The organism is Exiguobacterium sp. SL-9 (assembly GCF_004336985.1).
In the GTDB taxonomy this organism is placed as follows: domain Bacteria; phylum Bacillota; class Bacilli; order Exiguobacteriales; family Exiguobacteriaceae; genus Exiguobacterium.
In genome coordinates, this window is sequence record NZ_SJUO01000001.1 from 44,536 (window position 1) to 68,677 (window position 24,142).

Genomic DNA, 24,142 nt, shown 5'->3' on the forward strand with positions numbered 1-24,142 from the left:
TATAAAAGCCCATTCCTCGGCCGAGGAATGGGCTTTTTGATTAATGGATCCCACGCATATACTTTTTAATGACCGGGGCGAGTGCGAACAAGATCATGCTGAGCACGATGGCCGCACCACCGATGATTCCGAAATAGAGCATTTCATTCTCCGGTGAGTAGAAACGGACGAGCTGGGCGTTGATCCCTTGCGCCGCCGCGTTCGACAAGAACCAGAGTGACATCGTCTGGGCCGAGAAGGCCGCCGGGGCAAGCTTCGTCGTCGCTGACAAACCAACAGGCGACAGGCTGAGCTCACCGAGCACGACGATGAAGTAACTGAGAACGAGCCAGAGCGGGTTCACGAGCGTGTCCGGTCCACCAAAGTAGGCCGGCAGCAAAATCACCAAGAAACTTAACCCTGCGAACAAGATCCCGAATGCGAATTTCGTCGGGATGCTCGGCTCACGATCACCGAGTCGGACCCAAAGCCATGCGAATACCGGCGCGAGCATGATGATGAACAGTGGGTTAAGCGACTGGAACCAGGCCGGTGAGAGGGTGAACCCTAAAAATTCAAGGTCGGTCCGCTTATCGGCATAGCTGGCCAAAATCGTCGCCCCTTGCTCTTGAATCGCCCAGAACATGACCGAGGCGATAAAGAGCGGGATATAGGCGATAATCCGTGACCGCTCGACTTCTGTCGTTTTCGGGCTACGATACATGATGATGAAATAAATCGTCGGGATGGCGATCCCGAACACACCGACGAGACCGATGAACGTGTTGATCGTGAATAATCCTTGTGGAATCAAGACGGCCAACAGGCCACCGATGAGAACCACCGCAATCGTCGTATATTTGATGGCGTTTTTCTTTTCAGATGGCGTCAACGGGTTCGGCACGTATGAGCCGGCTAGACCGAGGTTGCCCTTCTTTGTGACGAGGAAAACGACGAGACCGATGAACATCCCGACCGCAGCGAGTGCGAAGCCCCAATGGAAACCGTAACTTTTCTGGACCCCGCCGACGATCAAAGGCGAGATGAAGGCACCCAGGTTAATCCCCATATAGAAGATACTGAACCCGGCATCACGACGACGGTCCGTTTCGTGATACAAGTCACCGACGATGCTCGAGACGTTAGGTTTCAACAAGCCCGTACCGATGACGATCAATGCCATTGAGATGAACAAGAACGTCAGGCTGCCAGGAATCGACAGCACGATGTGACCGAGCATGATGAACACGCCACCGAAGAAGACAGCGCGGGACGTCCCGAAGACGCGGTCGGCGAGCCATCCCCCAATGACCCCGGACATGTAAACAAGTGCGCCGTACACGGACATGATCGACAGAGCGACGTTCTGGTCGAGACCGAGACCGCCCTCGGATACCTCGTAATACATGTAGAACACGAGGATGGCACGCATCCCGTAATACGAGAACCGTTCCCAAAACTCTGTAAAGAATAGCGTGAACAAGCCCTTAGGCTGTCCGAAAAAACCTTTTTGTGGCACGCTGTCCACAATTTTCTGTTTATCGATCCTTTCCATGAAAGATCCCTCCTTGACCGTATTATCATAAAAAGAATCATTATGTTTGTAAAGAATAAATGAATGAAAAATTCAAAATTTAACGATTTTGAAACGAAATCAAAAACCACACTAAACGACTAGGTTCAGTGTGGTTTTATACATCAAGCTGTCTTCTGTTTCGCTTCGGCCGCACTGATGCGTCGTCCGAGTTGCCAATAAATGAGCCCTGACACGCAGCTAGCGGCTCCAACGAGTATCAAGGCGATGTGACCGGCCCGCTGGTCGAAGAACAAACTCGCCATGATGGGAGCGGTCACCCCGCCGATCAACCATTGGATACTAGCGGCCCCGTTATAAGCGCCGCGCATGTTCTCCGGTGCGATCAAGGCGATGAACGTCTGTTGGACCGGTGACATGATCATCTCGCCAAGCGTATAGAACGCGTACACCGCTAGCAAGATGCTGACAAGGACGAGGTACGGTGTCCCGAGTGAGTAGAGGAGACGCGGCATGACGGCGATCAAGATCATGCCGACACCGAAGATGGTCGCACCGGCGAGCATGACGTTTCCGAACGGCTTGCGGCCAAGTTTCGAGGCGATCGGGAACTGGAATAAGACGACCATGATGCCGTTCAAAGCTAGCATGTAGGCGAACGGGTTCTCGCGATCGGTGAACGACGGCATCGATTCCCGCAAAAACAGGGGCAACATGCTCTCGATGAGTGAAAAGCCCATCGAGATGAAGACGCCGGCGAAGATGAACACGAGGAACACCTTGTCATTGTAGAACACGCGCAAGACGTCCCGGTTCGACGGCGTGTCGGCATCGGTCGACTCCGGGAGCGACTCCCGGATGTAGCGGCCGAGGACGAGCGCGTACAGGACGAAGACGAACGCGGCCGAATAAAAGATGTACTGTCGGTCGATAAAGAGAACGGCGCTACCGAGGAGCGGACCGAACGCCGCCCCGATGTTATGGCCCATCCGCAACAGTCCGAACGCCTCGTTCATCTGTTCAGGCTCGGTCACATCCGCTACCATCGCGCTCGCGGCGGGATGGAACAGCGAGTTCGTAAGTCCGAGCATCGCGTTCAAGAGCAAGAGCGGCCAAAACGTCTCGGCGAAGGCGAAACCGACGAGGGCGAGCGCATCTCCAAGGATGGCGGCCATCATGATCGGTTTGCGGCCATATAGATCGGCGAGTCGTCCGCCGACGACCGAGCCGATAAGTGCCATGATCGGTCCGGTCGCCATGATGACGCCGACCTGGATGTAACTGTCGAGCTTGTCGCTGTAATAGAGGACGAGGAACGGCGCGATCATGAACATCATAACGCCGGTGATCGTCTCCCCGAGGAAACGGATCCAAATATTGCGGTCGAGTCGTTTAAGTGATTGAATCATTAGGTTCACCTGCTTTAATTTTTGGAATGAAAAAAGGGACGCAACATGCACAAAGGCATACGCGTCCCTACGATCTTAGACATGCCTCGGAAGGCAGGCGAACGTCACGGATTCAAATCACGGAGAGGCGCCTGCCGGTCAATATGGACTTTTACGTGCGAGCGTTGAATGACTGACATCGGTACCTCTCCTTTCTACATTGGACTGTCTTCTCTTCAAGATTATGATATTTCTGTGAAATGTGTCAACCTAAATCATCAATGTGTCATAATAATTCATTTAAATTCTTACGACTGAGCCGATAATCGATCAAGCGAGACAATACGACTTGAATCATCGCCGTGACCGGCACGCTGATGAACATGCCGACGAGGCCGAACAGGCTACCCCCGATGATGATCGACGTGATGACCCAAAACGGGGTGATGCCGACACTGTCGCCGAGTATCTTCGGACCGAGCCAAAGGCCATCGAACTGTTGCAGCAAGAAGATGAACAGGAGGACGATGAGCGCCGTGAACGGGTCATAGAAATAGGTGATAATGAACGCCGGGATCATCCCGAGCAGCGGACCGACATACGGGATGAAGTTCAATACTCCGATGATGACGCCTAGGAGAAGCGCATAAGGCGCACCGATCACCAACAGACCGACGACGGCCATCACCCCGATGATGAGGCAATCGAGCGACTTTCCGATGATATAGCGCTTGAAGATGTAGTCCATCTCTTGAAAGATATCGATCGTCGTCTTGGCTGATGCGACAGGGAACATCGCGTACAACAGACGCTTGAACATACGGGCAAAGACCTCTTTGTCTTTCAATAGATAGATTGAAATGACGATTCCGATCAAGAAATTGATGAGCGTCATCGTGAAGCTCGACACGTAACTGACCGATGACAAGACGGCGGTCTCGACCCAACCGGAATAGCGCTCCTCGAAGCGACTGAAGTCGATGGCCTGGGCGATCGTTGCGTTGTACTCTTTCAAGTACGTGTTCAGCTGGGCGAGAAACCCATCGATCTGACGGATGTAGAATGGGAGCTCCTCGATGAGCGAGGCGACGCTCGAATAGATGCGCGGGAACAACGTCACCGCAGAGATGACGAGAATTCCGATGAACGTGACATAGACGATCAGCAAGCCTTGATAACGTTTTAAGTGAAACCGTTCTTCTATATAGGACAGGACGGTATTCAGGAGCAGTGCGATGGCGATTCCCATAATGATCGGTGTCAGCAACTGGAACGCGTAGTGCAGCACACGAGAAATCGTATCCGGCTCACTGATGACCTTCCAGAGGACAAGTAAAATCAGGCCGATGACGCTCAACTTCCAAATCAATTGACGATTTAGTTCCAATGGTCCATCCCCTCATGCTTTAAATTTTGTAGAATAGTGTTCACTTTTTACTATGACCGTTTTTTTACCGGGATTCAATAGGGGGCACACATTTTCGAAAAAGGATTGACAAGATTGGTAACGTTTGGTTAACTAAGTGACATATTACAAAAAGACAAATTGCATATAAAACACTTTCTATCAAGAGAAGCGGAGGGACTGGCCCGACGAAGCTTCAGCAACAGATTGATTCAATACTGTGCTAATTCCAGCAAGGTGACCTTGAGAGATGGGAAGGTGGTTGTTTGAATACGTCCGTATCTCGACACCCCTTTCCGCGGAAAGGGGTGTTTTTTGCATAGGAGGACTATTCATGACTGACAGACGCTCAAACTTACTTAAGACGTTACCGCCCCAACATTTCGTCGGACTCGCCGCTGAAGTCGCCGAGCTCGAACAGGCAGGTCGCGATATCATCCGACTGGGTCAAGGAACGCCCGACCTACCGACGCCGGAGCCGATTTGTGATGCACTCCAGACGGCGCTCCTCGACGCTTCGACCCATCAATACGGTCCGTTCCGAGGACAGGCCCGTCTGAAGCAAGCGGTGGCTACGTTCTATTTGAACGAGTACGGGGTCGAGCTCGATCCGGAGACAGAAGTCGCAATCCTGATCGGCTCCAAATCCGGACTCATCACACTTCCGCAATGCGTGCTCGAGCCAGGGGACGGGATCTTGCTGCCGAACCCGGGCTATCCCGACTACATCTCCGGGGCACGACTCGCCGGTGCCGTCGTCCGTGATCTCATCTTACGCGAGGAGAACGGTTTCCTCCCCGACTATGAGACGCTCGATACGGAAGGGGCGAGACTCATGTACTTGAACTATCCGAGCAATCCGACGGGGGCCGTCGCCACACCAGCATTCTTTGACGACACCGTTCGGTTCGCCCAGGAGCGGGACTTGATGGTCGTCCACGATTTCGCATACGGCAGCATCGGATTCGATGGACATGTCCCGCCGAGCTTCCTGCAAGCAGAAGGGGCGAAAGACGTCGGCATTGAAGTGTACACGATGTCGAAGGCGTTCAACATGTCCGGTTGGCGCGTCGCCTTTGCCGTCGGGAACGCTGACATCATCGAAGCAATCAATACGTATCAGGACCACGTCCACGTCAGCGTCTTCTCAGCGATCCAAGCGGCCGCCGTCGCCGCGCTCGAGGCGCCGCGCACCATTCGCGACGATTTGGCACGACTGTACGAGGCCCGTCGTGATCGCCTCGTCGACGGATTGAATCGGGCCGGTTGGGCCGTCGAACCGCCGGAAGGCTCATTCTTCGTCTGGGCGAAAGTGCCTGAGGGCGATGCCAAATCATTCTCGCGGAAGCTGTTATATGAAGCGGGAGTCGCCGTCACGCCGGGCTATTTCTTCGGCTCGGAAGGGAACGGCTATGTCCGTTTCGGTCTTGTCTCACCGGAACCAAAGATTGACGAGGCTGTCGAACGAATTGAACGATTGTTCGCCGCTTATGAGGAGGTACGGGCATGATTCGTCAAGCAGTGCTCGAGTATGACCACTCCGATGACGCGCTCGACCGTCTCGACGACTTGATTGACGGTCGTCGGGCCCATGTCCTGCACGGTCAGAACGGATATGCCGTTGTCCGGGACATCCATCCGGCGATTGCGGACTATCCAGCCACGGCGTTCCGCGGAGAGTGTACGGACGCTGAAGTCGAGCGGATCAATTCGTTTGACGCCGACGTGTTGATCGCTGTCGGAGGCGGTAAGCTCGTCGATACGGCCAAACTCGTCGCCTCTCTACGGAACGTCCCGCTCATCGTCATCCCGACGCTCGCCTCGAACTGTGCCGCTTTCACACCACTCAGCGTCGTCTATGAGGAGGATGGGAGCTACGACCGGTACGACATGTTCCGCGTCGTCATCGAGCGGGTCATCGTCGACTCGCGGGTCATGATGCGCTCCCCCTATGAGTACTTCCGAGCCGGTGTCATCGACACGGTCGCTAAATTTTACGAGGCCCGCTATTTGAGTGGCGACAGCTCGATTGACGCCGGTGTCAACACCGGTCTCGCCTTGGCCGAGCAGTGCGGGCGTCTCGTCGAACTTGATTTGAGCGAGCACGCTTTTGAGTCGTATAACGATGCCGTCCGCTTCGCGGTCGATCACGTGATCGCCATCGGCGGAGCCGTCGGTGGCTTTGGTGACGCCGGGACACGTGTCGCCGTGGGCCATGCGGTCCATAACGCGCTCAGCCGCTTCGAATCGAGCCACTCTTTCTTGCATGGTGACAAGGTCGGGTTTGGACTGATCGTCCAAGAGCGGTTGCGTCGTTCAGCTGACGTCCCGTATTTGGAGGCTTGGTTGAAACGGTTCGGTGCCCCGACGACGCTCGAAACGCTAGGGGTTAGGACAAGTGACATCCCGATTCTCGTCGATTCCGTCATAACCGAGACGGAGTTACAACAGTTGCCGGCACCACTTGATAAAGGTTATTTGAAAATAATTTTTGAAAATTTACAATTACCTATTTACAAATAAAAGAATTGAAAGTAAGATGATAACAATTAAATAGACCGATTGCTTATCAAGAGTGGTGGAGGGACTGGCCCTATGAAACCCGGCAACCAGATCATTATGATCATGGTGCTAATTCCAACAGACGAAATCGTCTGGGAGATGAGCGTGTCCGACTTCGTCTTGTCGTGCCCGCCACTCTTCATGAGTAGCGGGCTTTCATTTTGGAGGAGGAAAAACACATGAACATCAAACAGAAAACAGTACTAGCAGGAACATCACTACTCGCCGCCATCGCCCTCTCGGCGTGCGGACAATCGGACGCGAGCGAGGCGCTCAGCACGGAGTCGCTCACAATCGGCGTCACGGGCGGGCCGCACCAACAGATCGCCGAGAAAGTGAAAGAACTCGCGGCCGAAGACGGCCTCGAACTCGATATCAAAGTGTTCAACGACTATAATACGCCGAACACGGCGCTCGCCGAGGGCAGCCTCGACGTGAACAGTTATCAGACGCTCTCATTCCTTGAACTGCAAAAGTCCGACAAAGGCTATAAAATCGACGACGTGTTCAAGACTGTCGCCTTCCCGATGGGTCTCTACTCAGAGAAATTGACCGACATCGAGGACTTGAAAGAAGGCGACAAGGTCGCCGTCCCGAACGACCCGGCGAACGAACTACGCGCGCTCCGTCTCTATGAGACAGCGGGCCTCATCACGCTGAAGGAAGGCTTGACGGACAAGGCAACGAAACGTGATATCGCCGAGAACCCGCTCAACCTTGAATTCATCGAACTCGAGGCATCACAGCTCCCGACCCAGCTCCCGGAAGTCGCACTCGCGGCCATCAACACAAACTTCGCGATGGGTGCCGGTCTGTCGATCAACGAGGATGCCTTGTTCCACGAGGACACGGTCGACAACCCGTATCCGAACTACGTCGTCGTCCGCACCGACAATAAAGATGACGAAGTCGTCGCGACGCTCAAATCGTACTATCACTCGGACGAGGTCCGGACGTTCATCGAAGAGACGTTCAACGGCTCGATCGTCCCGGCGTTTTAAGGAGGGCCTATGATTGCACTTAACGGAATCACGAAGACGTTCACGGTGAACAAAGGGACTGTGACCGCACTGGACGACGTCACGCTCACGATTAAGAAAGGCGAGATCTTCGGCATCATCGGTCGCAGCGGGGCCGGCAAGAGTACGCTCATCCGCATGATCAATCTGCTCGAACGGCCGACGTCGGGCCATGTCGAAATTGAGGGACAGGACATCACGAAGCTCGACAAACGTGGGCTCTCAAAACTCCGTCATCGGATCGGGATGATTTTCCAACATTACAACCTGCTCAAGACGGCGACTGTCGAAGAGAACGTCGCCATCCCGCTCCGTCTCGAAGGACTTGATAAGCGCACGATCCGTGAACGAGTGGATAAGTACCTCGACATCGTCGGATTGACGGCGCATCGAAAACACTACCCGGAACAACTGTCGGGCGGACAGAAGCAACGTGTCGCCATCGCCCGGGCCCTAGCGCACGAGCCGGATATCCTCCTCAGCGACGAGGCGACGAGCGCGCTCGACCCGGAAACGACCGAGTCGATTCTTGATCTCTTGCTCGACATCAATCGTGAACTCGGATTAACAATTTTCCTGATCACCCACGAGATGGAAGTCATTGAACGAATCTGTGACCGGGTCGCCGTCATCGAGGCAGGACGAATCATCGAGGAAGGCAACGTGCTCGACGTGTTCGCGGACCCGCAGCACGGCACGACACGGAAATTTTTGAAGACGAACCTCGACGTGCCGAAAGAAGTCGTCGAAGAATTGAGCACACATGGGACACTCGTCAACTTGTCGTTCATCGGCCATCAAAGTGAACAGGCCGTGCTCGCCCAGTTGACGAAACGGTTCGGCTTGCTCCCGAATATCATCGGGGGTGGCATTAAAAAGCTAAAAGGTGGTCTCGTCGGCAATCTGCTCGTCCACTTGGACGGCGATGAGGCTCAGACCGACCAAGCCGTCCGCTTCTTGGAAGCGAGCGGCGTGAAAGTGAAGGAGGTGACGAGCCATGGTTCAGTTTTGGGGAAATTGGGGTGACTTGATTTGGACGGGGACGATTCAGACGCTCACGATGACCGGCATCGCGCTTGTCATCTCGACGTTGATCGGCTTGCCGCTCGGGACGTTCCTCGTCTTGACGCGTCCGAACGGCCGACTCGCCAACCGTTATTTCTACGGTATTTTATCAAGCGTCATCAACGTCGTCCGCTCGATCCCGTTCATCATCCTCTTGTTCTTCATCCTGCCGTTCACCCGCTTCATCATGGGGACGACAATCGGTGTCCAAGGCGTACTGTTGCCGCTCATCGTGTTCACGGCACCGTATATCGCACGTCTCATGGAGTCAGCGCTGCTCGAGGTCGACCGTGGTGTCGTCGAGGCGTATGAGGCGATGGGCATCTCGACCCGGAAAATCATCTGGTATGTATTGATTCGGGAGGCGCGTTCTTCGATCGTGCTCGGGTTGACGATTGCGACGATCGGTTTGATTGGGGCGACTGCGATGGCCGGTCTCGTCGGAGCAGGTGGGCTCGGCGATATCGCCTATCAGTACGGCCATCTCCGCTTCGAGCCGGAGGTCATGTATGTGACGATCTTCGTCCTCATCCTACTCGTCCAATCGATTCAATCGTTCGGGAACCGTTTGGCGGCCCGGCTCAAGAAGGCATAAGAAAAGAGCTCTGCTTCGGCAGGGCTCTTACTTGTTGTCGAGCAATCGTTTCAATTCGGCGATTCGGTCATGGCGCGGGATAAACGTACGAATCTCTTTCTCGCTAAACCCGATCTGAATCCGATTGTCGTCAACGACGATCGGACTCTTCAAGATCTGGGGGTGCGACGCCACAAAGCTGTACAGCTCACGGAGCGACATCTCGTCAAGTTGGTCCGCCGCTTGTTTGTACACGCTCTTTTGGACGGACAACAGGTCGGTCGTCCCATTCTCGGTGAGGCGGAGCATGTCTTTGAACTCGGTGAACGACATCCCTTGATCGGTCAATTTCTTCTCGATGAATGGGATGTTCTGTTCGCGTAACCAATCAATCGTCTTACGGGAAGAACTGCAGCTTGTATGTGTGAATACGGTGACCGTCACGGCAACCACTTCTCCTTTGCGTAAGGTTGGACTTCTTTATTTTCTCTCATACATACGTAACGGACATCGAATATGTTTCAAATCACATATATTTTTTATCACATCGAACGATTTGTCGTCAGTCAGTTCGGGTACATGACGAAAGAGACCATAACCGAGGAGGGATTCGCATGTTTGATTACACGGTCAAGACAGACCAGACGGTCGAAGCGGTCGTCGAGAAGCTGAAAGCGACGCTCAAGGAAGAAGAGTTCGGAGTGCTCTGGGACTTTGATTTGAGCGAGACGCTCGCAGAGAAAGGCCAAGCGATCGACGGGGACTATCGGATCCTAGAAGTATGTAATCCGAAAGAAGCGAAGAAAGTCATTACGGCACATCGGGAAGGCGGCTATTTCCTGCCGTGTAAGCTCGCTGTCTTCACGAAAGACGGGGCGACCCATGTCGGGATGCCGAAGCCGACGAAACTGATCGAGCTGATTGAGGATGAGTCGCTTCAATCGATTGCCCACGACGTCGAGACGCGACTGACGCGTGCGATTGATCAAGCCGTATAATTGAATGAGCGAACCCGTCCATGAGAGTGGACGGGTTTTTTCCTGTTCCTCCTTAAAGTCATATAATGGTAAAATTGGTGCAAATAGATTGTAAGGGGCGGATGATTTGAAAAAGTTAGCCAGTGCACTCGTATTATCCATGGGCTTATTGGCCAGTTGCGATGGGGAAAAGCCAGACGTCGTGAATTTGTCGTACGTCGACGCGCATTGGACCGTTAACAAGTATGACGAAGAGAAGCTGATTTCCCTTCATTCAGCGGACGAGACACTTCAAGCCTGTACCGGTGACTTGACGACCGAGCTAAAAGGCGACTTGACCGTATTCGATACGATTGTGGCGAACCGTTATCCGATGACGGACACGGGTGAAGAGTATGCGTTCAAGGCCGTATCGTATATGAAAGGAGATGAAAATTATGCCATTTGTCGTGATATGGCATCAAATCGATTCTCAGCGCAAGTGATCGAGTCGTTCCCTGACGATGTGGACGTGAAGACAGGTACACCGATTAATCGCTATCCCGTAGTCGGACCGGCCGACGATTCCGCCAAAACCGCCTTGCGCAATGCGGATGAATTGAATGAGTCAGGTAACCCGATTGAACCGTTCCTCGATACGCTCGTCGCCTTTTCCCCGGCTCTGTACGGTGAGATTGAATTGGAGGTCGGAGGAATGCCGAGTCCATATCCGTTGTTCTCGTTCGACCCGTCGATGGCCGGCATGACTGATATCAAATTGGCAATTGGTTATGACAAGCTCACTGAGAAACCGTATTTGCTGCTCATGTTTGCGGATCTTTATATTTCTGTGACTCCGCTCGAGTCGATGATTGACCCGACCACAGAAGGACATACATATGAGGCGTTAACCGTCGAACGTCTCCCGCTTGAGACGGAGCTCGTCCCGGACAAGACTTACCCGCTGTATGAGTTCTCCTATACCCGCGATGGAAAAGTCGTCAATGAGACGATGGGGTTCAACTACCGCACCTCGGATTTATTGTCGACAGCGGAACGAAAGAAGCTCGAGACACAGCCTGAGGAAGACTACATGCCACTTGTGACCGGTCCACTCGTTTACCTTCACCAACAACCGTTCAATACAGAATCTCCGTTGTCATACCCAGCGCTCTTAAAAGCGGCCGGCAACGAGATGGACGACCTCGTCCAAGCGATCGACTCTGCTGAACCGACGAACCGCTCAGGCGATGAGGGTGACTACAGATACTTGACGATTGTCGATGGACACAAAGGTCAAGAGTTCGAGGTGACGTATAAATAGCGATCGAAGAAGTTGGACATCTACGTGACCGACCGATCAACCGAAGAGACATATAAACTGACGAGCGAAGGGGCCGAGACGTTCTTGTCCTACTTCCCTGATTTGAAGAAGAAATGAGTGGGTTGAACATGAAGAAACGAGCGTTGATGGCATTGTCACTGTTATGGTTGACGGCAGGCTGCTCGGAAGACGTGGACGTCGTCCGCTACGGCCATGTCGAGGAGCACTGGCAAGCCGAACGGGTTACGATAAACAGTCAAGAGCCGGAAGTAAATGCCGAAACAATTTTGAACCAATGTGAAGACAAAGAACGATTGGCCGAACTAGACGAAGAGACGTTCTCGGTGCTCGGGATGGCGTATGCGACCCGTGCCCCGTTCATGAATGAGGATTATGATGGATATGCTTTCAACGAAGTGACCTATGTCGAAGGGGATGCGGTCTATGCGCTCTGTCGATCAGACCAGATGGATGGGATACCAGGGTACCAAGCCGTCGAGCTCGAGGCACGGCCGTCTTTCTTAAAAGACGAAGTTGGCACTGAAGTCTCGTTCCTTCCGACCGTCCATGTCGCGACGGAGAACGAGCGGGCCTCGCTACATCAGCCGGACGCCTTCTACGAGAATGGACAAGACATCGAGCCGTATCCGGTCACGCTCATGAGGATGTCCCCCGGATTTAACGGTACGGTCGAGATTGGGATTGGAGAATGGGGCTTCTTTAGCCCATCCTTCGACTTTTCGCCGAACCTCAGACCGTTCGATGTGTTCATTGCACTAGGGCGGGATACGGAGACGAACCTGCCTCATCTGCTCATGTCCTATGGCGGGGACGGGGCTCGCTACTCCTCATCCATTCTACAAGATACCGATCTACTCAATGGGGCGGACAGTCTGACCTTCCGTCGGGTATTCGAAGGTGGAACGATGGAACCGTCGAAACAGATTCCGCTTTACGATATTACGGTCGAATTGAACGGACAGATGGTGACGAAGACATTGTGGATGCGGTTCAAACCGATCCCGTTGCTCAGTGATTCTACCGAGTTAGAGAAGATCTCGATCGCTTATCTCCATAAGTATCCGTACCACCGTGAAGTCCCGCTCCCTTATCCGGACGCCGTCAGCGTGAGTGGGGAGGCGTATGATCGATTGGTCGAAGCCATCGAGACCGCTCGCCCTACGACGAAGAGCGGTGAAACGGAAGACTATAAGTATTTGACGCTATTGCACGGGAATCTTGGGCAACAGTTCGAGGTCAGTTACCAGCAACGGTCGAAAAAAGTTGATATCTTCATAAAAGACGTGAAGAACGGAGAAGTGTTCAAACTGTCGAGTACCGGGTCAGAAACGTTTAAAGAATTGTATCCGCAAGCGTTCGAATGAACAGATCGGACGTGAATCAGGGAGGGATGCGCTGTTGAAACGCATGTTGGCAGGATGTGTCATCTGGATGGGATTTCTGCTTGGCGGTTGTGCCAGTAGCGAAGAAAATTTGGATCCGTCTCGCATTTTGTATCAGACGTTAGAGGTCGATGGCGACTATGGGGCTACACGAATCATTACCGACGCTGAGACGTCTGCTCAGCTTGACCGAACGACGGATGAAGTCGAGTGGGAAGACCAGCCCGTCCCAATCGAGCGGGAACCGGATGTGAAAGTGACATTCGTGTACACGCCGGAAGATGCGCCGGAGCGTTCGCTCGACTTCGGAATCTGGTATGAAGAACAGATGATGGGCGGCATCGACCCAAGAGACAGCCGGGGCGAACTTAAGTCCGACCAAGTCACGCTGTTCCAAGAAGTATTTGATGAATACGAATGATGATGGACCCGTGCAGAGCGCGGGTCTTTTTCTAGTGACACCAGCTGAGAAAAGAACTGGAAAACACTTCAAACTCAAGATATTGACTCGTTTTAAAAAATCGATGCTATTCAGGACTTTTTGCACAGGTTACACTATAATCCCGCTACATTTCAGGAATAGAGTACTAACCGAAATCAAGAAAAGAAGGTAGGAATAATCGTAATGGAACTAACAAAAAGCGCTAGCCTCTCATCCCCTGACGTGCTGCGTGCACTCGAGGCGAACGTCGCAATGATTCGATTCGATCGTCAGCGACGTGTCGTTGATGTGAACGACCTCTTTGCCAAGGCGATGAAATATAAACGTGACGAAATGATTGGCATGCATCACCACTTGTTCTGTACACCAAGTTTCGTCAGCAGCCCGGACTATCAAGCGTTTTGGAACAAACTTTTCGACGGCTTCAGCTCAGCCGACAAGATCGAACGGGTTGACGCACGGGGCGAATCAATCTGGCTCGAGGCGACGTACATGCCAATCTATGAAGAGGACGAGGTCGTCGGCGTCGTCAAAATCGCCTCGGACATCACCGGTCGCCAACAGACGATCGAGGAATACGCTCGCTCGTTCCGGGTCATGGCGGAAAACCTCGATGACCGGGCCCGTCGTGGGATGGAAGAGAGTCAACAATTGAAGCAGACGATCGAACGGCTTGATGCGGATTCAAATCAAAATTTGAATACACTCACAAACTTGCAAGAGCAGGCAGGCGAGATTACGAAGATTGCCAGCACGATCAAAGAAATCGCCGCTCAGACGAACCTGTTGTCGCTCAATGCCGCCATCGAGGCCGCGCGGGCAGGTGAACACGGTCTCGGTTTCAACGTCGTCGCGACCGAGGTCCGTAACTTATCGCGTCTCGTTGAACGGGCCGTCATCGAAGTACGATCGAACACGGACGGGATGAACAAAGAACTCATCTCGATTGTTGACGGGGTCTCTCGCTCTAGTACAGATATTCAAGAGAGCGTGCGTATTATGGAACAGACGCTCGAACGGTTTGAACATATCGAACAGTCGGCGGAATCGCTGAACGATACGGCCGAGCGGTTCACTTCCGCCATCTAAAAAGCCAATTGGACATGCCCGTTAAATCAGGACACGTTCAATTGGCTTTTTTGATTTGTAACGTATGGCCATGTTGCTTCAACCAACCCATCGCGCCTGTGATGTCCGGGTAGACCGACGCGAGCGTGGACCAGAACGCTTTTGAATGATCGAAATGGACGAGGTGGGACCATTCATGGGCGATGACATAATCCATGACATCGGGCGGGGCGAGCATGAGCCGGACGTTGATCGAAATCGTCCCGGTCGAGCTGCACGACCCCCAGCGCGTCTTTTGATGACCGATACGGATTCGGTTCGCCTTCACGCCGAGCTGACGTTCATAATAGGGTTCCCGCTTCGTGACGAAGGCGAGGGCTTGCTCACGGAGCCAAGCCTCATACGCTTTCCGCAGCGATGACTCGTCCCACACAACGGGACAGTGAAAGTTTTGGCCGTCGAAACGGAACCTTGTCTCGGTATCACTTTTGACGAGCGGGAACGTCTCCCCATGTAGGTTCAACCTGTCTTCGGGCAAGACGACGCGTTTCGGCAGTGTCGCCAAGCGTTCCGCAATCCAGTCGGCGTGTTCAGATAAAATCGTCTCGACGACCCGGTTCGGGAGGCGCGCTGGAATCCGTAGCTCGATTCCTTCCGGCGTCACGAAAAAGGCCGCCCGTTTTCGGCGTTTATGACGGATGACAATCACGGTCATCGGGTTCACCTCCTTGAAGTATCTCGGTCGATTATAGCCGACGTGCCTCGAATCCGCCATCGTTTTGCGGACTCGACCACTCGTTTTTTGTTACAGTAGGGGTAGGAGGGATGAACATGAAATCAATCTTACATCAATCACTTGACCGGGCCGGAACAGACTCGGTGAAATGGGACGGACTCGACCGATGGTTCCATTTAAAAGATGACGTTTTGCCGCTTTGGGTCGCAGATATCGATATCCGCACGGCGCCATCCATCTCGGAAGCGCTCACGGCACGTGCCGCGACAGGCGAGTTCGGATACACGTTGTTCTCGAAACAAGCGCAAGCAGCCGTTAGCTCATGGTATGACCGTCGTCACGGGCTCAAGGTCGAAGCGAATCATGTCCTGTTCTCGAACGGCGTCGTGCCGGGATTGACACATATCGTCGAGGCATTGACGGTGGAAGGAGATGGTGTCGTCATCCAGTCGCCCGTTTATCCGCCATTTCATGAACTCGTGACCGGGTTGAAACGTGAGTTGCTCGACGCCCCGCTCCGTCAAGTCAATGGTCGCTACGAGATGGACTTCGACGCGCTCGAGGCGAAGATGCGTAAGGCGAGGCTGTTCTTGCTCTGCTCACCTCATAACCCGGTCGGCCGGGTATGGACTGAGGCCGAGCTGAAGCAAGTCGTCGAGCTGGCGCGTCGCCATGATGTCATTCTCGTCTCGGATGAGATTCATGCCGACTTGACCTATCCGTCACAACGACACACCACCCTCAATCGCCTCGATGACGACGTCATCACGGTGAGTGCACCATCGAAGGCGTTCAATATCGCCGGGTTGTTCGCGTCGTACATCATCTGTCCAGACGATGCGATGCGAAAACGGATTATCCAAGTCCAAAATAAACACCATGTATTGCCAACGCCGTTTGCGAATACGGCCATTATTGCGGCCTACACGGACCCACGTGCGGAGCGTTGGCTCGACCAATTGACGGCAGAACTCGAAGAACAGGCGACATACCTCGTCGAACGGTTCAGTGAAGCGTTACCACAACTGAAAGTGTTCAAGCCTGAGGCGAGTTATCTCCTGTGGATTGATTTTACGGGGCTAGGTCTTGAACCGGAGGCGCGGAAGAAATGGCTGCACGATCAAGTCCGACTGTTCTTGTCACCGGGTCTCCCGTTCGGCGAATCGGGACAGGCGTTCGAACGGCTCAATTTCGGGACGTCCCGCGTCATTCTTGATGAGGCGCTCAAACGTCTCAACGACCATGTCGGCGGAAAGGCGTTTGTATGAATCGAGAAACGGGAAAAATTTCACAATGAGCCTCACAAGAACGATGGCCACGGAAAGCGAGTGAATGTGAATGGAGACGATCAATTGGAAAAAGAAGATGGAGGAACAACTGAGGCGTAGCGGATTCACGTTACAGGTCGAGAATATGGCCAACCTCGGACTGACGGAGATTCAAGCGTCTTCGTCCCCGTTGATCTCGTATCCGCTCCGAATTCGGCTATACGTGCGCATGGGATGGCTCATGTGCACGGTCGATGCCACTTCGGTCGACCGTAACGAGGATCATCCGCTGTTCGAGCGGATGGTCGCCGCCGTGTTTGAGCGCATCGTCCGCCATCTATATCACGCCTACGACTTCCATGTCTTGACGTATATCGGTAACACGGGAAACTATATCGCGCCGAAAGAGTCAGAGACCGGGGAAATCGTTCGTCTGCTTGCCCATCTTTGGAACGACCGCTCGTTCCTTCACCTTGAGACGTATGAGGAATATCCGGCGCTATACGCCACACCGCCATGGGCCCACCAAGCCTATGCGTTCGAGAGCACGGCTGACGAATGGATTATTTATTCGGGCCGAAGCGGACGTCCGGCGACGGACTATCGTGCTGATGGGACCGAGCTCAAACCACATCGTCTGGCTGAGGGAGACTTGTTCTTCCCAGTGCACCGCATCCAGAAGGACAGAGGCACGCTCGCGCTTGCTGAATGGTTGCGGCTCGAGCGGCGTGAGGTCGAGGATTTCATGCTCGCCTTCATGAAGACAATTCAAAAGTTCGATCCGGCCTTCGGGTTTTCCTGGGGCGGGACGGATACATTCTTTCACGGTGTACCGGTCGAGCCGTATGCGCAAGTACTCCGCGTTGAGAGTGGGAAACGACGCTATCGGGTCATGAACAACTCGGCAAAGCGCTTGTTTGCAGTGGCCGACGACCCACTCGAATGTTTGAAAGAAGTCGAGCGGACGCTACGGGCGGTTCGTTTGCCGGAACATCGGGTGTCGGCACTTGGACAACTCGTCATGGGGATTTGGCAACAGTTCGAGGTCGATGAAGCAACATATATCCAAAAAGTCGCTTATCGCGGCATATCTGAGTTCCAAATCGAAGAAAAGATTGGTCATGCCTTGGCGAATCGACAAAAAATTCGCTGGATCGAAAAGACCGATCCTCGCCAGTCTGTCATCGAATTCGCCCATCTGCGGATTTCATTTCCAAAACGACCACCTGGCATCGTCAGCGTCGAGCCGGTCGAATCTTCTTATGAGAGAGGTGCGCTATGAGAATCGTTGATGCACGTGCCATGTCGATTAGCCATGAAGACTTGATTGCCGTCACCGAGACATCTGTCTATTACCGGGAAAAGTCTGGGGAGACGAGTTTCTCAATCTTCCGTTATGACGAAGCGAACGGGACCGTCACGCCGGTCAGTCGTCGCGTCTATGAAGACTACGGGATTTCGAAGCTGTTTATCAGTGGTGGCCGCGTCTATTTCTTGAACGAGACACCGGACCGGACCGGTGTCATCCGAACGGAGCTGATTGCCTTTGACTATCGCTCCGGAGAAGAAGAGGTGCTCGCAACTTTTGAAAAGCGGGGAAATAGTACGCTCTATTGGGTACTAGCCGATCGTTATTTCTTATTCTTGACGAGCTTCGGGGATGCGGATGAGGCATGGTTGTATGATGCAGAGACGGCATTCCAAGAGCGAATTCGTGACGAACGGCTCGTTGGGCACGCCGGGAAGTTCCGCGAGTTGTACTTGTTCACGAGCGATTTAGAAGGTGTCCCTTATATCGTCTGCAACGCCCGTTTGGACGAGTTCGCCTATTATGAGGCCCTTGAAGCAGGACGTGTCTCTCCAGACGATGCGATTGATCACTCAGAGGCGATTCTCATCTGTTCTCTCGATGATGCCGTCGAGGCCGTCCGAGAAAGGCATAGTGAGATTCCGTTCGAGGATTTGATTCGACTTCATGGGGAAGGGGACACGGTTCAATACCTCGGTGAGCGGGACAACCGGCTCCGGTTCTCCGCTTTTGTGGATGCCGCCAATGAAGAGACGATTTACGAGGTGACGGCACCGGACGTGCTTCGTGAGGTGACAGTAATCGACTGGGGGGCCTATGAACCGATTGATTTCACGTACGATGATGTCAGCTCGACGATTTTCATCAAGGTTGAGGAATCAGAAGATCACACCGAACTGATTGACGCGACGAACGGTGCTCGCTTCCTCGATACGGCTCCGTTCGAGCGTGTACTCGCTTCGATTTATTTCATCCATGAATCGGCGGAAGGAGGGGGTGGCGTGAGCATCTTCAATCTTGAGACGAACGAGCGACAAACGTTTGAAGACGCCTATTACACGGTACTCGATGAGACGATCGTCATCCTGTCGACGAAGCAGTTATGACCAAAAAACACCCGGACCTATCTACGTGATAGATTCGGGTGTTTTATATAGGTTTACATAATAAGTTATCGTAAACCGATTAACGCTTGTTTTTTCTTTTCATCGCCGATATGGGCATAGACTTGCGTTGTCGCTACCGACTCGTGTCCGAGCAATTGTTGGATCGTCAATACATCGACCCCGCTCATAGCAAGACGAGAGGCGAACGTGTGGCGCAATTTATGGGGTGTGACCTGCTTGTGCGTCAAAAATGGCAAATACGGTTTCAGACGGTCGATGTGACCTTTCAACGCATGTTGCACTGTCCGTACCGAGATCCGCTTGCCTCGATCCGAGTGGAACAGCGGACCTGACCCGTCACGTCGATAGGCGTCGAGGAGCGGATCGAGTGGGGAAGCGATTGGGATGATGCGCTCTTTATTTCCTTTCCCGATGACGCGGATGGTCCCAGCCTCACGGTCGATGTCACTCCAATCGAGACCGACAAGCTCTGAGACGCGCATCCCGGTCAGTCCGAGCAGTTGAATCATCAAGAAATCACGGTCCCGGTTACGCTCGTACCAACTCGCCTCGCGGTCGGACATACCGACGTTGCTGCGGACGAGCGTCGAGAAGTCGAGCCACTCCTGTTCCGTCAAATAGACCGGGTTACGTTTGGCGCGCTTCGGGCGTTCGACCGTCTGGAACGGATTATGGGCCGTCACGCCCGTTTCAATCAAATGGTTGAATAGCGATTGCATCGACGATAATTTTCGATTGATGACACTCGGCGCGTTATCGAGCTCGAGGGCGAGATACATCGCATACGCCTCGGCCCCCGCGTGATCGAACTCGACGAACGAGTCGATCTCGACCGATGACGGGTCGACCTCGGATGCGCTTGCGGCTTCGACCCAGCGGAAAAAGTCTAAAAAGTCGTAGAGATAGCGCTGGGCGGTCTGTTCGGAATAGTGTTTGGCGGCCAGATGGTTCAAGAACCGTTGGATAAAGAACGGCATGCGCTCGTAGCCGCTCAAGTTGAAACGTTTTGTTGTGACCTTGGTCGGCGTTTGGCCGAGCTGGCGGAATATACTCAAAAGATCTCTCCTTGCTTACTGATGGATTGACGTGACGATTCGGTCCTTGCCGGCTTGTTTACCAGCGCGGAGCCGGTCATCTGCCTCTTTGACGAGCGTGTCAACGACCTCGAACCCGGTGCGCGTCGTGACCCCGAACGTCATCGTGACGCTGAGCCGCCGACCTTCATAAATCGTCTCGAGCGATTTGATACGTTGACGCAAGCAGTCAATCGTCTCCGCAGCCTCTGTGGGGGACTGATTTGCCAAGAAAATAAGGAACTCCTCGCCGCCCCATCGGACGGCAATCCCATCGGTTCGGACGAGTGCGGAGGCGACTTGTTTGAGCACGAGATCGCCGCAATCGTGCCCGTGTTGCTCGTTGAACACCTTAAAATGATCGATGTCCCCGAGGGCTACGGCGTATGGTCGTCCGTTAATGACGGCCTCGCGAATCTCGTCTTCGACCAACCGGTAACCCGTTGTCCGGTTATACAAACCGGTCAGGCCGTCCCGTGAGGCGAGTGTATGCAGCCGTTCATTCGTCCGTTCAAGTTCGGACGTTACCTCAACGACGGACCCCTCGAAGACAAAGGATAGACCGGCGATCAAGGCGATTGTCGATAAGAGGCAAAACAGGCCGAGTGCTTGCTCAAACGATGGAGTGAGCGGTTGTGTCCCTGTCGTCACGTTCACGTATAGGAAACCATAGATGGTCATGGCGAGCACCGTCGAGGCGACCCGGATGGACTGACTGACATTCGGCATGAAGAAGACGGCGTAGGCGACCATGATGATGAAATAATGGACATTTGCTCCCCAACCGAGGACGAGTGTCGAGATGATGGCGTTAAAGACGACCTCGACGGATAGGCCGATGAAAAACGTCCGATAATATCGTTTATGTACAAAATAAAAGGACAATGTGTAATAGAGAACACTGAACACGTTCGACCATGCGAGCGCAGTGACCCCGAGTCTCCAAAACATGAAAAAGAATAAGACATGGATGAGCCAAGCAAACAAATTCCCATAGAAAGTGATGCGGTCATTATATAACGTGCCGCGACGTTCCTCATAGGCTGTTCCCACGCGAACACCTCCTAAATCTTAGTATACCGAAATGTCGTCCCTTTGCCCATGACTGTTCAAGAATCGGGTCAATTCCATCTCTTAAAACGCCTTTAAATCGTCACTATAATTGCGTGAAATAGATATTTCACGCAATGTTTGCTGAATCGTTATTTTCACGCGAGACACACGTGTACCTGCAAGTCGATAAAATAACGTCACATAGCACGGTTTACATAATTAGTTATGGTGAACCAATTGATTTGTTTTAAAAATTTGAAAGAGTTACAGTTGTATGATAAAAGAAAATAAAGCTTGAAACGATGATTCAGGTAAAGGTACACTGAGAACGTAAACAAAAGGGGGATTTTAGGATGGACGATCAACGTTTGAAACAATGGCTCACCGAAGCGAAGACAATTGCTGTCGTCGGTGTGTCAGCGAACCCGAACAAGACCGCGAACCAAATCGCAGAGTATCTGCTGTTGCAAGGTTACACGGTCATCCCTGTCAATCCGACGCTCGAGACGTGGAACGGACGCAAAGTCTATCCGACGGTCGAGAGCATCCCAGGACGCGTCGATATCGTCGACGTCTTCCGACGCAATGAGTATTTGGCCGGCGTGGCCGAAGATGCCGTCCGACATGAGGATGTCGGCCTCGTCTTCAACCAGCTCGGGCTCACCAGCCCGGACGCCGAGCGGATCGCTCGCGATGCCGGACTCGACTACATCGAAAATCGATGCATCTACGTCGAGCACGCCCGTCTTCTTGGTTAAGACCTACCTCCTTGGTAGGTCTCCTTTTTTTCACGAGCCCGGCTCGTGGAGGGAGGCTTGCCAGAATCCAAAAACAGCTATACAATAGGATAGAAAAACGAACGTGTGTTCGAAATTGAGGTGACGAAGATGTCAACAGACTTATTTAATTACAATGAAGACGCCATCCAGGTGCTCGAAGGACTGACTGCTGTCCGGAAACGTCCGGGGATGTATATCGGTTCGACCGACCATCGCGGGTTGCACCATCTCGTCTATGAGATCGTCGATAACGCGATCGATGAGGCGCTCGCCGGATTCGGTGGCCAAATCGACGTGACGATTCATAAAGATGATGCCATCACGGTGCGCGACCACGGGCGCGGAATGCCGACGGGGATGCACGCCTCCGGGAAACCGACGCCAGAGGTCATCTTCACGGTGCTCCACGCTGGCGGTAAGTTCGGCCAAGGCGGCTACAAGACGTCAGGTGGACTCCACGGGGTCGGCGCCTCGGTCGTGAACGCACTCTCGAGCAAGGTCCTCGTCACGATTTATCGCGACGGCAAAGTGTTCGAGCAGACGTTTGCCGACGGCGGGATCCCGCAGACGACGCTCCTCGAGACCGGAAAGACGCGCCAGACGGGGACGAGCGTCTACTTCAAACCGGACGCCTCGATTTTCTCGACGACGACATATAACTACGACACGCTCGCTGAACGGCTCCGTGAATCGGCATTCCTGTTAAAAGGATTGACGATCACGTTGACGGACGAGCGTTCGGATAAAGAAGAGACGTTCCATTACGAGGAAGGGATTGCCGAGTTCGTCCAATATTTGAACGACGATAAGGCGACGCTTCATCCGATCGTCTACTTCGAAGGGACGGAGAACGACATCGAGCTCGAGCTCGCCTTCCAGTTCACGGACGCCTATTCTGAGAACGTCCTTTCGTTCGTCAACAACGTCCGGACTCGTGACGGCGGCACGCACGAGGTCGGCGCCAAGACGGCGATGACCCGCATCGTGAACGAGTACGCCCGGAAGAACGGATTGTTGAAAGAAAAAGACAAGAACCTTGACGGCGGTGACGTCCGCGAAGGCTTGACGCTCATCGTCTCGGTACGGATTCCGGAAGAGTTCCTCCAGTTCGAGGGGCAGACGAAGTCAAAACTCGGTTCACCTGAGGCCCGTACGAGTGCTGATGGTGTCATGGCCAAACAACTGACGATCTTCCTCGAAGAGAACCCGCAGATGGCGACGATGCTCATCAAGAAGGCGATCCGCGCCGCCCAGGCCCGCGAAGCCGCCCGGAAAGCCCGGGAAGAGGCGCGTAACGGCAAGAAGAAGAAACGTTCGAGCATCTTGAACGGGAAACTGACGCCGGCGACGTCGAAGAACGCCGCCAAGAACGAACTGTTCCTCGTCGAGGGTGACTCGGCCGGCGGTTCGGCCAAACAGGGCCGCGACCGGACGTTCCAGGCCATCCTGCCGCTGCGCGGGAAGGTCATCAACTCGGAGAAGTCGAAACTCCAGGACATCATGAAGAATGAGGAGATCAATACGATTATCCACGCGATTGGGGCCGGTGTCGGTCACGACTTCGACCTCGAGGACTGCAATTTCGACAAAATCATCATCATGACCGATGCCGATACAGACGGGGCCCACATCCAAGTGCTCCTGTTGACGTTCTTCTTCCGTTATATGCGCCCGCTCGTCGAGGCTGGCAAAGTGTTCGTCGCCTTGCCACCGCTCTATCGGATTTCGAAAGGGAAAGGCAAGTCGGAACAGTTCGAGTATGCTTGGGACGAAGAAGCGCTCGAGAAACTTGTCAAAGTATATAAGAAGGGCTATATCCTCCAACGCTATAAAGGTCTCGGTGAGATGAACGCCGACCAGCTATGGGAGACGACGATGAACCCGGATACACGGACGCTCATCCGCGTCACGGTCGACGACGCTGCCGTCGCCGACAAGCGTGTCTCGGTGCTCATGGGAGACAATGTCGCCCATCGACGGGAGTGGATCGAGGAGAACGTCGCCTTCGGCCTCCAGGAAGATGATTCGATCATCGCCAATGAACACGTGACTAAAGCGATTGAGGAAGTGATGTAACG

At 53.5% G+C, this 24,142-nt stretch carries 22 protein-coding genes and 2 riboswitches; of the genes, 15 read left to right on the forward strand and 7 right to left on the reverse strand.

The genetic code is table 11. The annotated features are described in order from the left end of the window. Positions 1-40 precede the first annotated feature (40 nt). The 3 genes from EVJ34_RS00235 to EVJ34_RS00245 all read right to left on the reverse strand — a co-directional run bounded on the left by EVJ34_RS00235 (position 41) and on the right by EVJ34_RS00245 (position 4,288). Positions 41-1,534 carry a peptide MFS transporter gene (locus tag EVJ34_RS00235; RefSeq protein ID WP_131435096.1) on the reverse strand — a complete coding sequence of 498 codons (1,494 nt, stop codon included), beginning with the start codon at positions 1,532-1,534 and terminating at the stop codon, positions 41-43. Positions 1,535-1,677: 143 nt separating this feature from the next. Then, on the reverse strand, positions 1,678-2,922 hold the full coding sequence (locus tag EVJ34_RS00240) for an MDR family MFS transporter (RefSeq protein ID WP_131484402.1): 1,245 nt from the start codon (positions 2,920-2,922) through the stop codon (positions 1,678-1,680). A 265-nt stretch (positions 2,923-3,187) separates the two neighbouring features. Continuing rightward, positions 3,188-4,288: an AI-2E family transporter gene (locus EVJ34_RS00245; RefSeq protein ID WP_131435092.1), complete on the reverse strand. Its 1,101-nt coding sequence runs from the start codon at positions 4,286-4,288 to the stop codon at positions 3,188-3,190. Positions 4,289-4,462: 174 nt separating this feature from the next. After that, positions 4,463-4,563, forward strand: a riboswitch (SAM riboswitch). Positions 4,564-4,640: 77 nt separating this feature from the next. Between EVJ34_RS00245 and EVJ34_RS00250 the strand changes: the two genes are divergently transcribed. From EVJ34_RS00250 to EVJ34_RS00270, 5 genes are all read left to right on the forward strand, one after another. Continuing rightward, a complete protein-coding gene (locus tag EVJ34_RS00250; RefSeq protein ID WP_131435090.1) occupies positions 4,641-5,816 on the forward strand; it encodes an aminotransferase class I/II-fold pyridoxal phosphate-dependent enzyme in 1,176 nt (391 codons plus the stop codon). Next, the gene (locus EVJ34_RS00255) at positions 5,813-6,829 is read left to right on the forward strand and encodes an iron-containing alcohol dehydrogenase family protein (RefSeq protein WP_131484403.1); all 1,017 of its coding nucleotides are present in this window, start codon (positions 5,813-5,815) and stop codon (positions 6,827-6,829) included. Before EVJ34_RS00250 ends, EVJ34_RS00255 begins: the two co-directional genes overlap by 4 nt. Positions 6,830-6,869: 40 nt before the next feature. Further along, a riboswitch (SAM riboswitch) is annotated at positions 6,870-6,974 on the forward strand. Between the two features lie 73 nt (positions 6,975-7,047). After that, positions 7,048-7,869: a MetQ/NlpA family ABC transporter substrate-binding protein gene (locus EVJ34_RS00260; protein ID WP_131435086.1), complete on the forward strand. Its 822-nt coding sequence runs from the start codon at positions 7,048-7,050 to the stop codon at positions 7,867-7,869. 9 nt (positions 7,870-7,878) lie between these two features. Then, positions 7,879-8,913: a methionine ABC transporter ATP-binding protein gene (locus EVJ34_RS00265; RefSeq protein WP_131435084.1), complete on the forward strand. Its 1,035-nt coding sequence runs from the start codon at positions 7,879-7,881 to the stop codon at positions 8,911-8,913. Then, positions 8,885-9,547: a methionine ABC transporter permease gene (locus EVJ34_RS00270; RefSeq protein ID WP_131435082.1), complete on the forward strand. Its 663-nt coding sequence runs from the start codon at positions 8,885-8,887 to the stop codon at positions 9,545-9,547. Before EVJ34_RS00265 ends, EVJ34_RS00270 begins: the two co-directional genes overlap by 29 nt. 27 nt (positions 9,548-9,574) lie before the next feature. On the opposite strand, the gene EVJ34_RS00275 is transcribed toward EVJ34_RS00270, so the two are convergent. Then, positions 9,575-9,970 carry a Spx/MgsR family RNA polymerase-binding regulatory protein gene (locus EVJ34_RS00275; protein ID WP_021067479.1) on the reverse strand — a complete coding sequence of 132 codons (396 nt, stop codon included), beginning with the start codon at positions 9,968-9,970 and terminating at the stop codon, positions 9,575-9,577. Positions 9,971-10,140: 170 nt separating this feature from the next. Here EVJ34_RS00275 and EVJ34_RS00280 point away from each other — a divergent pair, with 170 nt between their 5' ends. The 5 genes from EVJ34_RS00280 to EVJ34_RS00300 all read left to right on the forward strand — a co-directional run bounded on the left by EVJ34_RS00280 (position 10,141) and on the right by EVJ34_RS00300 (position 14,740). Beyond that, the gene (locus tag EVJ34_RS00280) at positions 10,141-10,524 is read left to right on the forward strand and encodes a DUF302 domain-containing protein (RefSeq protein WP_131484404.1); all 384 of its coding nucleotides are present in this window, start codon (positions 10,141-10,143) and stop codon (positions 10,522-10,524) included. A gap of 106 nt (positions 10,525-10,630) precedes the next feature. Beyond that, positions 10,631-11,806, forward strand: coding sequence for a hypothetical protein (locus tag EVJ34_RS00285; RefSeq protein ID WP_131484405.1), 1,176 nt, complete (start codon positions 10,631-10,633; stop codon positions 11,804-11,806). A 128-nt stretch (positions 11,807-11,934) separates the two neighbouring features. After that, on the forward strand, positions 11,935-13,191 hold the full coding sequence (locus EVJ34_RS00290; RefSeq protein WP_131484406.1) for a hypothetical protein: 1,257 nt from the start codon (positions 11,935-11,937) through the stop codon (positions 13,189-13,191). 34 nt (positions 13,192-13,225) lie between these two features. Beyond that, on the forward strand, positions 13,226-13,630 hold the full coding sequence (locus EVJ34_RS00295; RefSeq protein ID WP_131484407.1) for a hypothetical protein: 405 nt from the start codon (positions 13,226-13,228) through the stop codon (positions 13,628-13,630). A 204-nt stretch (positions 13,631-13,834) separates the two neighbouring features. Beyond that, complete coding sequence (locus tag EVJ34_RS00300) at positions 13,835-14,740, forward strand: methyl-accepting chemotaxis protein (RefSeq protein WP_131435072.1); 906 nt, start codon at positions 13,835-13,837, stop codon at positions 14,738-14,740. Between the two features lie 37 nt (positions 14,741-14,777). On the opposite strand, the gene EVJ34_RS00305 is transcribed toward EVJ34_RS00300, so the two are convergent. After that, entirely contained in the window at positions 14,778-15,434 is a 657-nt protein-coding gene (locus EVJ34_RS00305) for a M48 family metallopeptidase (protein ID WP_131484408.1), read from the reverse strand. A gap of 116 nt (positions 15,435-15,550) precedes the next feature. Between EVJ34_RS00305 and EVJ34_RS00310 the strand changes: the two genes are divergently transcribed. From EVJ34_RS00310 to EVJ34_RS00320, 3 genes are all read left to right on the forward strand, one after another. Next, entirely contained in the window at positions 15,551-16,723 is a 1,173-nt protein-coding gene (locus EVJ34_RS00310) for a MalY/PatB family protein (RefSeq protein ID WP_131484409.1), read from the forward strand. Positions 16,724-16,793: 70 nt separating this feature from the next. Continuing rightward, the gene (locus EVJ34_RS00315) at positions 16,794-18,005 is read left to right on the forward strand and encodes a hypothetical protein (RefSeq protein ID WP_131435067.1); all 1,212 of its coding nucleotides are present in this window, start codon (positions 16,794-16,796) and stop codon (positions 18,003-18,005) included. Continuing rightward, the gene (locus EVJ34_RS00320) at positions 18,002-19,138 is read left to right on the forward strand and encodes a hypothetical protein (RefSeq protein WP_131484410.1); all 1,137 of its coding nucleotides are present in this window, start codon (positions 18,002-18,004) and stop codon (positions 19,136-19,138) included. The genes EVJ34_RS00315 and EVJ34_RS00320 overlap by 4 nt, the downstream gene beginning before the upstream one ends. A 65-nt stretch (positions 19,139-19,203) precedes the next feature. On the opposite strand, the gene EVJ34_RS00325 is transcribed toward EVJ34_RS00320, so the two are convergent. Next, the gene (locus EVJ34_RS00325) at positions 19,204-20,214 is read right to left on the reverse strand and encodes a tyrosine-type recombinase/integrase (protein WP_131484411.1); all 1,011 of its coding nucleotides are present in this window, start codon (positions 20,212-20,214) and stop codon (positions 19,204-19,206) included. A 15-nt stretch (positions 20,215-20,229) separates the two neighbouring features. Then, the gene (locus EVJ34_RS00330; protein WP_131484412.1) at positions 20,230-21,285 is read right to left on the reverse strand and encodes a GGDEF domain-containing protein; all 1,056 of its coding nucleotides are present in this window, start codon (positions 21,283-21,285) and stop codon (positions 20,230-20,232) included. Between the two features lie 353 nt (positions 21,286-21,638). On the opposite strand from EVJ34_RS00330, the gene EVJ34_RS00335 reads away from it, so the two are divergent. Next, positions 21,639-22,043 (forward strand): CoA-binding protein, encoded by a 405-nt coding sequence (locus EVJ34_RS00335; protein WP_131484413.1) that lies wholly within the window; start codon positions 21,639-21,641, stop codon positions 22,041-22,043. A 129-nt stretch (positions 22,044-22,172) separates the two neighbouring features. Beyond that, positions 22,173-24,140 (forward strand): DNA topoisomerase IV subunit B, encoded by a 1,968-nt coding sequence (parE, locus tag EVJ34_RS00340; protein WP_031200243.1) that lies wholly within the window; start codon positions 22,173-22,175, stop codon positions 24,138-24,140. Positions 24,141-24,142: the final 2 nt, after the last annotated feature.

Coding starts and splice junctions, on each gene's coding strand:
- parE (WP_031200243.1), top strand. CDS start 22,173: ATGTCAACAGACTTATTTAATTACAATGAAGACGCCATCCAGGTGCTC.
- EVJ34_RS00270 (WP_131435082.1), top strand. CDS start 8,885: ATGGTTCAGTTTTGGGGAAATTGGGGTGACTTGATTTGGACGGGGACG.
- EVJ34_RS00300 (WP_131435072.1), top strand. CDS start 13,835: ATGGAACTAACAAAAAGCGCTAGCCTCTCATCCCCTGACGTGCTGCGT.
- EVJ34_RS00320 (WP_131484410.1), top strand. CDS start 18,002: ATGAGAATCGTTGATGCACGTGCCATGTCGATTAGCCATGAAGACTTG.
- EVJ34_RS00280 (WP_131484404.1), top strand. CDS start 10,141: ATGTTTGATTACACGGTCAAGACAGACCAGACGGTCGAAGCGGTCGTC.
- EVJ34_RS00310 (WP_131484409.1), top strand. CDS start 15,551: ATGAAATCAATCTTACATCAATCACTTGACCGGGCCGGAACAGACTCG.
- EVJ34_RS00235 (WP_131435096.1), bottom strand. CDS start 1,534: ATGGAAAGGATCGATAAACAGAAAATTGTGGACAGCGTGCCACAAAAA.
- EVJ34_RS00265 (WP_131435084.1), top strand. CDS start 7,879: ATGATTGCACTTAACGGAATCACGAAGACGTTCACGGTGAACAAAGGG.
- EVJ34_RS00305 (WP_131484408.1), bottom strand. CDS start 15,434: ATGACCGTGATTGTCATCCGTCATAAACGCCGAAAACGGGCGGCCTTT.
- EVJ34_RS00290 (WP_131484406.1), top strand. CDS start 11,935: ATGAAGAAACGAGCGTTGATGGCATTGTCACTGTTATGGTTGACGGCA.
- EVJ34_RS00255 (WP_131484403.1), top strand. CDS start 5,813: ATGATTCGTCAAGCAGTGCTCGAGTATGACCACTCCGATGACGCGCTC.
- EVJ34_RS00260 (WP_131435086.1), top strand. CDS start 7,048: ATGAACATCAAACAGAAAACAGTACTAGCAGGAACATCACTACTCGCC.
- EVJ34_RS00250 (WP_131435090.1), top strand. CDS start 4,641: ATGACTGACAGACGCTCAAACTTACTTAAGACGTTACCGCCCCAACAT.
- EVJ34_RS00240 (WP_131484402.1), bottom strand. CDS start 2,922: ATGATTCAATCACTTAAACGACTCGACCGCAATATTTGGATCCGTTTC.
- EVJ34_RS00315 (WP_131435067.1), top strand. CDS start 16,794: ATGGAGACGATCAATTGGAAAAAGAAGATGGAGGAACAACTGAGGCGT.
- EVJ34_RS00335 (WP_131484413.1), top strand. CDS start 21,639: ATGGACGATCAACGTTTGAAACAATGGCTCACCGAAGCGAAGACAATT.